Below are 12,258 nucleotides of genomic sequence, written 5' to 3' on the forward strand. Positions count from 1 at the left end.
TCGCATGCTTCGCATTGAAAACCTCGGCAAGCGCTACAAGACCGGAGATCTGGCGCTTGCCGATATTCGCCTAGAGGTGCCGGCCGGTCAGGTCATGGGCTTGATCGGCCCTTCAGGCGCCGGGAAATCCAGCCTGATCCGCTGCATTAACCGGCTTGTGGAGCCCACGAGCGGCCAGATATTCCTGAACGGCGCTGAAATCACCGGCATCGACCGATCTAAGCTTCGCCTCATGCGTCGTAAAATGGGCATGATTTTTCAGGAGTACGCCCTGACTGAGCGCCTGACTGTGATGGAGAATGTGCTCTCGGGCCGTCTGGGCTATGTGAGTTTCTGGCGTAGCTTTTTTCGCCGGTACCCCGCGCAGGACGTTGCGCGCGCCTTTGCAACGCTCGATCGCGTTGGCCTGCTAGATCATGTCGATAAGCGCGCGGATGCATTATCCGGCGGCCAGCGCCAGCGCGTGGGTATCGCCCGCGCCTTGCTGCAGGACCCGGATATCCTTCTTGTCGATGAGCCGACGGCGTCACTGGACCCCAAGACGTCACGCCAGATCATGCGCCTGATCTGTGAGTTATGCGCGGAAAGCAATATCGCTGCCATCGTGAATATCCATGATGTAGGCTTGGCAAAGATGTTCCTGCAGCGGATCGTCGGATTGCGCCAGGGCCGTATCGTCTATGATGGCCCACCCGAAGGCCTGAGCGCCGACACGCTGACGCTGATATACGGCGAAGAGGACTGGAGCGGGTCGAGCGGCCAAGGCGATGAGAATGATGATGCCGACCGTCATGCCGCGACAAACGCGGTTTCTCTGCATCCTGCGAATGCCGAACCCGAGCGGGAACGCCTCGCCGGCCTGGTATGATGCAAGCCGCCCACCCCGTCGTCTGGCGTAAACCGCCCTTTATTCAGCGACGATCGCTGCGCTGGCTGATCATCGGCGGCGGGCTGCTGTATCTCGTCCTCGCAATTGGCAGCCTGGAAATAAATTGGGCGCGGGTGAGCGAAGGCTTGGAACGCGGCTGGCGCTTTGTCGTCGCCTTCAGTCAGCCTGATTTTGTCTCGCGTTGGAGCGATATCGCCCTTGGCATGCAGGAAAGCCTGACCATGGCAGTAACATCCACGGTGGTTGGAATCCTGCTCTCCATTCCCATCGGAATCGGTGCGGCTCGCAATCTCGCTCCCCCGCCTGTTTATTATTTTTGCCGCTCGATTATTGCCCTCTCGCGCACCTTCCAGGAAGTTCTGGTCGCCATTTTGTTTGTCGCCATGGTCGGCTTTGGCCCACTGGCGGGCTTTCTCACCCTGTGCTTTTCCACCATCGGCTTCATCGGCAAGCTGTTGGCCGAGGATATTGAGGATATCGACGAGGGGCAGGCGGAAGCGATCCGCTCAAGCGGAGCCTCATGGTTTCAGTTGCTGGATTACGCTGTTCGGCCGCAGGTCATGCCGCGGCTCATCGGCCTGAGCCTCTATCGCCTGGATATCAATTTCCGCGAGTCAGCCGTTGTCGGCATCGTCGGTGCCGGCGGAATCGGCGCAACCCTCAATACGGCGCTGGACCGGTATGAATTCGATAGCGCTGCCGCCATCCTTCTGATGATCATCGCCATCGTGATGGTGACCGAGTATGTGTCCTCGATGATCCGCAAGAGGATTCAGTAATGCCTGTCTCTGTCGCTCCGGACGTCCAGAAATCCTGGCGCCTGAGGACCAGTAGAGCGGAATTGTTGTTGTGGTTCGGCTGGTTCTGCCTCCTAGCCGTCACGGTGTTCTGCTGGCAGATCATGACGAAAGACACCATCTGGGCTTTCGTTTCGGATGCGCCGGCGCAGGCAGCCGATCTGGCCGACCGCATGATCCCGCCGCGCTGGGACTATATCGGCAGGTTGTGGGGCCCGCTTTGGGACACCCTGAATATCGCTACCTTGGGAACCCTGCTGGCCATTGTGATCTCAGTGCCGATTGCGTTCCTGGCGGCGCGCAACACCACCCCGAGCGTTGCTTTCGTGCGCCCCATCGCTCTGGTGATCATCGTTTCCTCGCGATCGATCAATGCCCTGATCTGGGCCCTGCTGCTGGTTTCGATCCTTGGTCCCGGCGTGCTGGCCGGTATTCTGGCCATTGCCCTGCGGTCGATCGGCTTCATTGGTAAACTGCTATATGAAGCCATTGAGGAGATCGATACGAGCCAGGTGGAAGCGATCACCGCCACCGGCGCCACACCGGCACAGGTGATGGATTATGGGATCGTGCCCCAGGTCCTGCCCGCATTCGCCGGCATCACGGTTTTTCGTTGGGATATCAACATCAGGGAATCAGCCATTGTCGGCTTGGTTGGCGCCGGCGGCATCGGCCTGCTGCTGGAATCTTCCCTGAACATCCTCGCCTGGCCCCAGGTCAGTCTGATCCTGCTGATAACCCTGGCCACTGTGATCGTGAGCGAATGGATTTCCGCGAAACTGCGGCATGCGTTGATCTGAGGGCACATCGGGGTTTCTGCGGCCTGTCCCGAAACGCGCAGCCTCTCTCCCCGGAGGGCGATTGAGGGGTCCTTACTGATGGTCACCGCAGTATGCGAATAATAGACGGCGCTCGGCACCATCGAGGTTGGCTGCCATAATGTTTGACCACGGCGACATCAACTCGGGAAACATCTCAATCATAGAGTTCGATCTCTCAGTCTTTGGGATACGGAACAGCACCCATCGTTGTTGCTGAGCACTACGACCGGCCGGCCTTCCAGGTGGGCGAAAACCCGCTCGTAGCTAACATAGAAATTGTTGCCGTCGACCAGGTCGAACATGCTCACCAGCCAAACATCGTGGTCGCAGATGTGACGACGCCGAAGATCACCAGCTCGGCATCCTCCCGGACCTCAATCGGCGGGTAGTTGTGATTGCCGGTTTCCAGCCAGATACGGCCGGCCCGTCGGCTGAAGCGCTTCAAGGTGACCTCGCCATCGATGCTGGCAACGACAATTTTTCCATCGGCCGGCCGGAGGCTCCAGTCGACCAGGACCACATCGCCATCGTAGATCCGGTACTTGATCATGGAATCGCCAGATACACGCATGGGGGAAGTGGCGGCTGGTTGCCGGACTAGCAGCGTAGCCAGGTCGATGCGCTCTTCTTCATGGTCGGCGGCCGGAGAGGGAAAGCCGGCCGGAATCGAGCCGACGATCTCTGGCAAGTCCAAGGTGGAGCAACTGGCTGGCAGCGGGGTCATAGCGGGGGTCATAAACCCGCCCCCAGCAGAAAACGAAAGCGGAACATGCGCCTCCAGCTATAGCGCAGAAATGGCTAGGGGAGGCCTCAGCTCAGTTGCCTGCATACGGAGCAGCCAAGGCGGGCTCACTGCCTCTCAGGGGCCCTGAAAACCGCCTTGCCGTGCACTCGTAAAGGGGGCCGTACCCCGTATCCGTCGTCAACAAAGACACCCGTTGAGCGCCGAAGGTGCGAATAAGGTTCTCGCCACTAGGAGAGCAGGAATAGCGGTGGGACCACCGCGCCTATCCTGCCGTCCTCACGACAGAGAATTGGGGAGCGGCAAGTCGAAGAAAGTCAGAGAAAATGGGAGAAATTCTCTGAGTATGCCGACGTTAGAGAGAACACGGAGAAAGATAGAAAATAATTAGATAATCCCGGAGAATGATAGAGAGAATCCGAGACACCCCTATTCTAGCGTGCATCACTATTGCGAACCGCCCTAACCGGCTGATATTGCAGAGTGTTTCATGGGGGTTTGGTATTCATGCGGGTGGCGATCTACGCCAGGCATTCCACTGACAAGCAGGAACACTCCACTAGGGACCAGATCGCCCGCTGTGAGGCGTTCTGCCGCCGGGTCGGATACGAAATCGCAGCCACCTTCTCCGATGAAGGCATCTCAGGCGCTGCGATGCAAAATCGCCCGGGCATTCGCAAGCTGATCGAAGCGGCCCTGGATGGCGAGTTCAACAGGATCATCTCCGAAGATCTCTCCCGCATCAGCCGCGACCAGGGCGATCTCGCCCATTTCTACAAAAAGTTGCTGTTCTTAAACATCAACCTGGAAACGATAGCCGAGGGCGATGTTTCAGAGCTGCATATCGGCCTCAAAGGCACGATGAATGCTCTCTACCTGAAAGACCTGGCCGACAAGACTAAGCGGGGGATGCTCGCAGCTGTGCTCAACGGCTCGATCCCGGGTGGTCGCACATTCGGCTATGACATTGTGCATCGCCTTAACGAACGCGGCGAGCCGATCCCGGGTCTGCGAAGGATCAACCCCGTCGAGGCTGAGATCGTCAGAACGATTTTCACTAGGTACGACCAAGGCGAAACCTTGCTTCGCATCTGTGAACACCTGAACGACAACGGCGTCGCCGCACCGAAAGGTGGCACCAAATGGCAAAAATCGGCGCTGATCGGGACATTTGCCAGGCAGACCGGCATTCTCCGCAACACGCTCTATAAAGGCGTGCTGACTTTCGACAAGATGGCTTATCGAAAACATCCGGAGACTGGTAAGCGGGTGTCGATGATCCGGCCGGAGCACGATTGGATTCGTGTCCCTGCACCGGAGCTGGCGATCTTGAGCGAAGATCAATTCGACAGCGTGCAACGGCATATCGAGGAACGGTCTAATAATTTCCGTCAACGCCGCCTGATCGTTCAGGTGATGACCGGAGAGGAAAAGGCGAAGCGCCAGCGCGGATATGTTCGCAAATGGCGCGCACGGCAAAAGACTGCAAAGAAAGTGCCTGAGCAGCCGTTTTACATCACGTCAGGAAAATTGTGGTGCTCGAAACACGACGCAGCATTTATTCATCGCCGCGCGAAACTGAACGGCTGCCCACACAAGGGCTGCCCGAATCAAAATCTTCCGCTGGAATACATTCTGCCTCTCGTCCTGGAAGATGTGCAAAAATTCACCGAGGCCGATCTGAACGCATATTATCAAGAAAACAAGAGCAGGCGCGCATTTCTTGAAAGCGAACTGCAGAGCCTCATTGCTGAACGCAGCCGCGTGCAATCGGAGATACGCGCATTGCTGGAAGCAATTGTCCGTTCACAGCGCGGCCCTGAAACGCTTTCGCATATCCAAGAGCGTGAGAAAGAGAGCGGCAGATTGAAGCTTGATACAGAGCAGGCGAAATCAGAGCTGGAAAACATCACAGCTGTGCCGGATGCTGACATGAAAATGATTGCACGGCGCGTGCAGGAAACAATCAACAAATGGCTGGCATCTGATCACGACAGCACCAAGATCCTGCACGATTGCGTCTACAAGATACGCATCATTCCATTCTGGAACGAAGTGGATCAGAGCATGCAGCATCGTGCAAAAGTCGGATGGGATATGCCGGCGGTGATAAGGGCATTTTCTGCATCGTCAGCTAAGATAGCAGCGTGACTAGTTGCAGCAGTTCCTGAATTGCAGGGTTCCAAATCTGGCCGTCGGCGCCAAAATCCTATTGACCGGGCGAAGTCGAAGCAGTATCTAAGCTACCAATGCTGCATCGCAGCATTACCCCGACAATTCTCTTCGGTTTCGAGCCAATGTAGTTCTCAGCCACATATTAATACGCACCACCACCATTTCCGCATACGGAGTGAGGCGGTGCGTCTGGCTGACTCTACCTGAATTATCGTTTCCCTATTTCCCAGACATTTAGACATCCGCCCACAGAGGCGGAGGCACATATTTTGGAGCCCTCCCTGTGAATACGAAATTCCTGTCGCAACTGCGATCCGAGTGGTTAGGCAACATTCGTGGCGACGTACTCGCCGGACTGGTTGTCGCCCTGGCCCTTATTCCCGAAGCGATCGCCTTCTCCATCATCGCCGGCGTGGACCCGAAAGTCGGGTTATACGCGTCGTTCTCAATTGCGGTGATCATCGCGATTGTCGGCGGTCGGCCAGGTATGGTCTCTGCGGCCACAGCCGCCACGGCAGTTCTGATGATCACGCTGGTCAAGGACCACGGCCTGCAATACCTGCTCGCGGCGACCGTGCTGGCCGGTATCCTGCAAATCGCGGCGGGTTTTCTCCGCCTCGGCTATGTCATGCGGTTTGTGTCGCGGTCGGTGATGACCGGCTTTGTCAACGCCCTGGCAATCCTGATTTTCATGGCCCAGTTGCCGGAACTCATCGGCGTGACCTGGCTCACCTATGTGATGGTCGCGGCAGGTTTGGCGATCATCTACTTGCTGCCGCGCGTCACCAAGATCATCCCGTCGCCTCTGGTTTGTATCGTTGTGCTGACCGCAGCCGCGATGTTGCTGAAGCTGGACGTGCGAACGGTTGGCCATATGGGAGAACTGCCGTCGACCCTGCCGATATTCCTGCTGCCCAACATCCCCGTGAGCCTCGAAACCCTGCTGATCATTCTGCCGTATTCGGCTGCGGTTGCCGCTGTCGGCCTGCTGGAGTCGCTGATGACCGCCACCATCGTAGATGACCTGACCGATACGACCAGCAACAAGAATCGCGAATGTGTCGGCCAGGGTATAGCCAATGTGGCCACAGGCTTCCTTGGTGGAATGGCGGGCTGCGCCATGATCGGGCAATCTGTGATCAACGTGAAGTCCGGCGGTCGCGGACGACTTTCTACCTTCTGCGCCGGCACTTTCCTGTTGTTCATGATCCTGGTGCTGGGAGATTGGGTTAAAGCTATTCCGATGGCTGCACTGGTCGCCATCATGATCATGGTCTCAATCGGCACCTTCAGCTGGACCTCGATCAAGGCCCTGAAGCTCCATCCGCGCAGCTCCAGTGTGGTTATGCTCGCTACTGTGTTGGGTGTTGTGGCAACGCATAATCTTGCCATTGGGGTGCTGGCTGGCGTCCTGCTTTCCGCCGTATTCTTTGCCTGGAAGATCTCACAAATCTTCCGCATATCATCTGTTCTTTCCGAGGATGGTACGCACCGGACCTACACTGTCGAGGGGCAGCTGTTCTTTGCCTCGGCAGATGATTTTAATGCCGCCTTCGATTTCAAGGAGGCGCTTGAGAAGGTAACCATTGATCTACGCCACGCGCATATATGGGACATTTCCAGCGTTGCGGCATTGGACATGGTCATCCTGAAGCTTCGCCGAGAGGGTGCGGAGGTCGAGATAATCGGCCTCAACAAGGCCAGCGAAACGATTGTCGATAAATTGGCCATCCACGACAAACCCGGCGCGCTAGAACGCCTGATGGGCCATTGAGAGGAAATGCCACAATGAGAAAAATTCTGGCTTTTATTGATGCCTCCCCGTACGGGGCGAGTGTTTGCGATCATGCGGCATGGGCTGCACAGAAGACGGGCGCAGCAGTTGACGTTTTCCATGTCCTTGGCCGTCGCGAGATACCCAGCGCGCCGGCTGATTATACCGGCAGTCTGGACGCCAATTCCCGGGAAGACTTGCTGTCGGAGCTGTCCGCACATGATGAGGAGAGATCTCGCCTGGCGCAAAAGCGCGGCCGCCTTATTCTCGATCAGGCCAAAGCACGGCTCCTTGCCACCGGGGTGAGCCAGGTTGAGACCAAATTGCGGCATGGCGACATACTCGAAACAGTTGAGGAATTCGAGAGGACTGCCGACCTCATCGCCATTGGCAAACGAGGCGAAGCGGCCGACTTCGCCAAGCTGCATCTGGGCTCAAATCTCGAACGAGTGGTGCGAACCAGCCAGAAGCCGGTACTGGTCGCGTCGCGCGCCTTCAAGCCGATCAGCCGCGTTCTCGTCGCCTTCGATGGCGGACCAAGTATTCTGAAGGCCATCGACTATTTGTCGAGAACGCCATTGCTGCAGGACGCTGCCTGCCTGCTTTTGCGGGCGGGTACCGCCACACCAGAAGCGACCACTCCGTTGGAAAGGGCTGCAAGTCAGCTTGTGGCCGCCGGCTATTCCACGGAGATCGGTGTTCGTCCGGGGTCACCCGAGACCGTCATCAGCAGCGCCGTCGAAACCAGCCAGATCGACCTGCTGGTCATGGGGGCCTATGGGCATTCGCGCATCCGCAATCTCATTATCGGCAGCACCACAACGGAGATGATACGCTCTTGCAAAATTCCGGTTCTGCTGTTCCGCTGAGCAAGTAATCTTCCCGAAACATGCCGCTTGAGATTGGCCGGAGTTATGCTTTCGCTTCGAGACACTGGCGGATGCTGGCGATCGGAATACAGCAGGACGTGAGCTGGTAGATATCCAGAATATTGGCGACGCTCTGCGCTATCGGAACCGTTATCGCCGTTGCGACAGCAATTTATGATTTATCGCTATACCGGAGAACCATGCAGTCTCCGGACTGATCCGGCAGACGTATTTGCGATTATACGGCGGGGTTCTCGGGCCCGGCCGCCATTCGCGCAGCTTTCAGGGCATCTTCGCTTGTCTTGCGTTCCTGAAGTAGCTGAAGAACGGCGTCTTCCACGGAGGTGAATTGCCGCGCTGTCGTCTGATCTCCAGCGTCGTCCAAAACTACAGTAACGCGGCTGCAACTCTTGGCAGAATCGCTCATCGTTTCCTCCAGCTTTTATATTTTAAGCTACAATGAGTTGTTGGATGCCCCCTGTCCAGAAGTATCCTGTGCCGGACGAATGGATTTTCAGACATTGGGGGCGATGCGGATCAAATTGCCCCACGCGTTTGATGGAAGATTTTAAGATGAACCTGAGCGGCTTTGAGCAACGCCTTCGCGAGGAACGAGCGCAGTTGCAGAATCTTCGGGATATCTCGGACGCTGGTCGCAAACCGGTCGAGTTGGATCAGGCGAGTGTCGGCCGGCTTTCCCGCATGGATGCCATGCAGATGCAAGCTATGGCCGCCGCTTCCGAGCGCCGACGGCAGATGAGAATAACCGCCATTGATGCTGCGCTCGCCAGGCTGGCAGAAGGTGAATTCGGGTACTGCGTCTCGTGTGGCGAGGAGATTGGAACCCGGCGCCTGGAACTGGACCCGGCGGCTGCAAGCTGCATTTCCTGCGCAGCCAAAGTCTAAGGCGCCGTTTTAGCTGAAAAACAAAAGGCTACAAATCTCCGGCCTCATGCCTTATATTGAGACTTAGCCCTTGAGCCTTAGCGGCTCCGGGCTTTCCCCAAGCAATTTCGCTTACGGGATTTCGCAGACAGACATGTCGGTGCCATCGTGGCCGGTTTCGGTCGCAACAAGGTATCGGCTTCGGTCTGAAGGGATCGAAAGATTCCGGTGACGCGAAATCCGTAGCCTTGTCGGCACCCAGGAATTTTCCTGGTCGATGCATTCTGTCTGCTTCGACAGAAGGAGAGAGGCATTGAAACAAAATCATCAATTGCAGACGACAGGCCGATACCACGATCAGAGCAAGCCTGCGACATACGATACCATCAATGTATTTGGCAGTGGTCCGCTGCCAATCGGTGAGAGGCCGCAGCCCTCGGATATTGAACAAGGTGCGAATACGGGAGAACCGGCCACTCCGCAGTCAGAATGACGGGAACAAGCCTATGGAAATCAATAGGACACATCCGTCTATATCTGGCGCTGAAACCACTTCGGCCAAATCCTGCAACATATCCATCGGTGATCAGTACCTCGATCTCCATGGCGAGCGTGTCTGGCGGGTCTGCTGGCTGCTGTACAGGGGCAATGCATATCCGTCCGAAGTTGTGCTCAGGGAGCAACCAGGCAATCGCCTTTGTCAGCTGCTATCACCCGCGAGGCTATCAGACAGAGACTTATACAAGCCACTGACAGCTGAAGAGGTCCGGTACTTTTCCCACGGGTAGCTGTAAATTTCAGTCGAAATCTCGGAATCATTGGAGATGCGCAATGTCGGCCAAATCTTCAAGCGCCATTAATTATGAGACTCTTCTCAAGCGCATTCTGCAAGTTCGGCCGGCCGCATCCATTGAGGATATCTGTCGACTAGCGCCACAGCTGAATGCCCTGCATTTCAACGACCTCGCCGCGAGGGTGTCGCGAATCCGCAAGAAAATGAATCCGAACCCACCTAAAGATACTGATGATGGAATGCGTCCCTTTTAACAGATGCCGGAAAGGCAAGAGAAATCAGATGCAGAGGCAATTCGAGGAGCTGGATTTCACGGAAACCCGAATGGGCGAACTGAGCCTGCGCCGCCGCATGGATCCGGGCACGGGGGAATGTGTCCACGAAGTCAAACTCGGCGATGCCTATCTTATGTCAAGCCTGTTTACGGCAGGCGAGAATGCGCTGGCCGAACTGGGTCTGCAGGACATTAATTCCGACTGCATATCCGTTGTCGTTGGCGGCCTTGGACTCGGCTATACGGCGCATGCCGTGCTTCAGAACAAGAGAGTCAATTCGCTCCTGGTTGTCGAGGCCATGCCGCAGGTGATCGCATGGCACCGCAATGGGCTGGTGCCGCTGGGGTCGACCATTGTTTCAGATTCGCGGTGTCTTCTGGTCGAGGGCGACTTCTTCGCGATGGCACGAGACAAATCCGGCGGATTCGATCCCAGAAACCCGGAAGCGAAGGTTCACGCCATCCTGGTCGATATCGACCACTCGCCCGACAATGTTCTCGATGAAAGCCACATCGATCTATACCGGGCGTCCGGTTTATCCAGGCTAGCTGACCGCCTGTATCCAGGTGGTGTTTTCGCACTCTGGTCAAACGATCCGCCGCAGGCGCACTTTATGAAGGAACTCAGGCAGAGCTTCGCCAAGACGACGGCCCATATTGTCTCGTTCCCCAGCCCTCTGCGCGGAGGGAATGAAACCAACACCATTTATCTGGTGCAGAAGGATCTCTGATCCCTTCTTGAGATGATGCGGAAGCGGAGATCGGCATGGCAGCGACGCCAATACACCTTGGCGATATATTCTCCAGTGTGCAGCCACCGAGACGTGAGTGGCGTGTCGTCGAGGCTCCGGGAGCGGGCCACTTTACTTTAGAATGCGTGGACAAACCCTCGTCCCTGCGATTCCTTGATGCCTCGGCTCTGCTGGATAGCAGCCGCTACGTCAGAAAGTAGACTTTTTGTTGCTTGGGCATATTCGGGCAGCCAACCCCACTCCGCGAGGCTCTCAAACCTGCTTCCGCTGTACCGCTCGGCTGCCGACGAAGCGCAGGGCTTTGACTTCGTCAGACCGCATCCAGCGCAGCTGTGTGATACAGGATTTCCAGGTACCATATGGATTGAGGAAAGTCGCAACAACAGGTGGGGGCGCTGCATACTTGGCCAGACGAATAAGTGCCCACTTCTGCTATCCCTTAAGCAGATTTGTTAGCGAAGCGAGCGGGTTTAGACCGCTCGACGGTTTCCTCAACATCCCCCCCAAATAGGACGCAGCCGATTGGATTGGCCTGTTGTTTTGATCTTTCCTCCGCATCAGTGCTACAGCCGCAGCTAACAGCGCTTTTTCTCGCCCATGAATCTCGACCGCCCTTTGCCATGCGGCGTGATGGAATCTGCTCAGTCGCTGCATTCTAACGGCATCGATGACATCGAACGGATCCACCATATCGATGACTGGCGCTCTTGAAGGATGCAATGCTACAGCGGCCTTCCGCGCGATGTTTACCGATTCGGATGATTGGATAACACGGGCAGGGGCATGAGTTTTGCCCTCTTCCTTTCCTGTCGTCATCATCGAGGTCTCCGCCTTCGCAGGCCTCTCAGGCTCTCGGCGTGCGGCAGCCGAAGGCGTAGCACGCGCGCTGTTGGGCGACGCTGCTGCGGCGCTCCTATCAGCCTTCGTACAAGAGTTGTTATTTTTTATTTCCGAAGGGTGCGCCTGTTTTTGCGCACCAGACTGAACCGGGGCGGGCCCGATTCGATTGATGCGCACCCAGCCCGCCGGCAGCACCGTGATGTTTGACGGCAGGTGATGACGCGGATTCTGGCTCGGCCGGATCTCTCTGGCGACATAACGCAGCTCGATGAGCCTAGCCATGGAATACTGGATGCCTCGACGGCTGCAGCCCACACGCTGAGCCAGCTCAGGAATGCTTACTTTCGTGATGCCCAGGTCATTTAGGAACGCCAGCTGCTGCAATAGCAGCTCCTGCGTGCCGGTGAGGCGATGACCTGGGCCACGCCGTTCCTGGCGAGGTCTACGCGGCAGCGGAGTGTGGATCTCTGCTATAGCCGCTGGGTCGTATTCCGCTTCCCTCGATCTAATCGAAGCCAGCTCGGCCGAGATCTTGGCATTCCACTCTACCTGGCGACGCTGTTTCCAGCCTGCCAGGTCGTCGGATTGCTCGTGATTCATATGTATTCGGCATACCCAGCACCGGCATGGCCGCACAAAACCGCCGC

The 12,258-nt window shown here is 56.8% G+C and carries 11 protein-coding genes; 8 read left to right on the forward strand and 3 right to left on the reverse strand.

Going from position 1 to position 12,258, the window contains the following annotated elements:
* The first annotated feature begins 4 nt into the window (after positions 1–4).
* The 3 genes from phnC to phnE (ACK4FJ_RS17160) are packed head-to-tail and all read left to right on the forward strand — an operon-like array spanning position 5 to position 2,486.
* Positions 5–868: a phosphonate ABC transporter ATP-binding protein gene (phnC, locus tag ACK4FJ_RS17150; RefSeq protein WP_409767955.1), complete on the forward strand. Its 864-nt coding sequence runs from the start codon at positions 5–7 to the stop codon at positions 866–868.
* Positions 865–1,668 (forward strand): phosphonate ABC transporter, permease protein PhnE, encoded by an 804-nt coding sequence (phnE, locus tag ACK4FJ_RS17155; RefSeq protein ID WP_409767956.1) that lies wholly within the window; start codon positions 865–867, stop codon positions 1,666–1,668. Before phnC ends, phnE (ACK4FJ_RS17155) begins: the two co-directional genes overlap by 4 nt.
* A complete protein-coding gene (gene phnE / locus ACK4FJ_RS17160; RefSeq protein WP_409767957.1) occupies positions 1,668–2,486 on the forward strand; it encodes a phosphonate ABC transporter, permease protein PhnE in 819 nt (272 codons plus the stop codon). Before phnE (ACK4FJ_RS17155) ends, phnE (ACK4FJ_RS17160) begins: the two co-directional genes overlap by 1 nt.
* 325 nt (positions 2,487–2,811) lie before the next feature.
* On the opposite strand, the gene ACK4FJ_RS17165 is transcribed toward phnE (ACK4FJ_RS17160), so the two are convergent.
* Complete coding sequence (locus tag ACK4FJ_RS17165) at positions 2,812–3,231, reverse strand: LexA family protein (protein WP_409767958.1); 420 nt, start codon at positions 3,229–3,231, stop codon at positions 2,812–2,814.
* Between the two features lie 525 nt (positions 3,232–3,756).
* Between ACK4FJ_RS17165 and ACK4FJ_RS17170 the strand changes: the two genes are divergently transcribed.
* From ACK4FJ_RS17170 to ACK4FJ_RS17180, 3 genes are all read left to right on the forward strand, one after another.
* Positions 3,757–5,400, forward strand: coding sequence for a recombinase family protein (locus ACK4FJ_RS17170; protein ID WP_409767959.1), 1,644 nt, complete (start codon positions 3,757–3,759; stop codon positions 5,398–5,400).
* Positions 5,401–5,707: 307 nt separating this feature from the next.
* On the forward strand, positions 5,708–7,198 hold the full coding sequence (locus ACK4FJ_RS17175) for a SulP family inorganic anion transporter (protein ID WP_409767960.1): 1,491 nt from the start codon (positions 5,708–5,710) through the stop codon (positions 7,196–7,198).
* 14 nt (positions 7,199–7,212) lie between these two features.
* Complete coding sequence (locus tag ACK4FJ_RS17180) at positions 7,213–8,067, forward strand: universal stress protein (protein WP_409767961.1); 855 nt, start codon at positions 7,213–7,215, stop codon at positions 8,065–8,067.
* A gap of 238 nt (positions 8,068–8,305) precedes the next feature.
* Here the strand turns inward: ACK4FJ_RS17180 and ACK4FJ_RS17185 are convergent, their stop codons facing one another.
* A complete protein-coding gene (locus ACK4FJ_RS17185; protein WP_409767962.1) occupies positions 8,306–8,494 on the reverse strand; it encodes a hypothetical protein in 189 nt (62 codons plus the stop codon).
* 146 nt (positions 8,495–8,640) lie between these two features.
* Here ACK4FJ_RS17185 and ACK4FJ_RS17190 point away from each other — a divergent pair, with 146 nt between their 5' ends.
* Together ACK4FJ_RS17190 and ACK4FJ_RS17195 are read left to right on the forward strand one after the other, a co-directional pair.
* A complete protein-coding gene (locus tag ACK4FJ_RS17190) occupies positions 8,641–8,973 on the forward strand; it encodes a TraR/DksA family transcriptional regulator (protein WP_409767963.1) in 333 nt (110 codons plus the stop codon).
* A gap of 1,096 nt (positions 8,974–10,069) precedes the next feature.
* On the forward strand, positions 10,070–10,750 hold the full coding sequence (locus tag ACK4FJ_RS17195; RefSeq protein WP_409767964.1) for a spermidine synthase: 681 nt from the start codon (positions 10,070–10,072) through the stop codon (positions 10,748–10,750).
* Between the two features lie 453 nt (positions 10,751–11,203).
* Here ACK4FJ_RS17195 and ACK4FJ_RS17200 read toward each other — a convergent pair whose 3' ends face one another.
* On the reverse strand, positions 11,204–12,211 hold the full coding sequence (locus ACK4FJ_RS17200; protein WP_409767965.1) for a hypothetical protein: 1,008 nt from the start codon (positions 12,209–12,211) through the stop codon (positions 11,204–11,206).
* Positions 12,212–12,258: the final 47 nt, after the last annotated feature.

Source organism: Ferrovibrio sp., assembly GCF_046297595.1.
Classification (GTDB): Bacteria; Pseudomonadota; Alphaproteobacteria; order Ferrovibrionales; family Ferrovibrionaceae; genus Ferrovibrio.

What these genes read in the sequence shown, in the direction of transcription:
- phnE (WP_409767957.1), top strand. Translation starts at nt 1,668, where the DNA reads ATGCCTGTCTCTGTCGCTCCGGACGTCCAGAAATCCTGGCGCCTGAGG.
- phnC (WP_409767955.1), top strand. Translation starts at nt 5, where the DNA reads ATGCTTCGCATTGAAAACCTCGGCAAGCGCTACAAGACCGGAGATCTG.
- ACK4FJ_RS17190 (WP_409767963.1), top strand. Translation starts at nt 8,641, where the DNA reads ATGAACCTGAGCGGCTTTGAGCAACGCCTTCGCGAGGAACGAGCGCAG.
- ACK4FJ_RS17185 (WP_409767962.1), bottom strand. Translation starts at nt 8,494, where the DNA reads ATGAGCGATTCTGCCAAGAGTTGCAGCCGCGTTACTGTAGTTTTGGAC.
- ACK4FJ_RS17200 (WP_409767965.1), bottom strand. Translation starts at nt 12,211, where the DNA reads ATGAATCACGAGCAATCCGACGACCTGGCAGGCTGGAAACAGCGTCGC.
- phnE (WP_409767956.1), top strand. Translation starts at nt 865, where the DNA reads ATGATGCAAGCCGCCCACCCCGTCGTCTGGCGTAAACCGCCCTTTATT.
- ACK4FJ_RS17195 (WP_409767964.1), top strand. Translation starts at nt 10,070, where the DNA reads ATGGGCGAACTGAGCCTGCGCCGCCGCATGGATCCGGGCACGGGGGAA.
- ACK4FJ_RS17165 (WP_409767958.1), bottom strand. Translation starts at nt 3,231, where the DNA reads ATGACCCCGCTGCCAGCCAGTTGCTCCACCTTGGACTTGCCAGAGATC.
- ACK4FJ_RS17170 (WP_409767959.1), top strand. Translation starts at nt 3,757, where the DNA reads ATGCGGGTGGCGATCTACGCCAGGCATTCCACTGACAAGCAGGAACAC.
- ACK4FJ_RS17180 (WP_409767961.1), top strand. Translation starts at nt 7,213, where the DNA reads ATGAGAAAAATTCTGGCTTTTATTGATGCCTCCCCGTACGGGGCGAGT.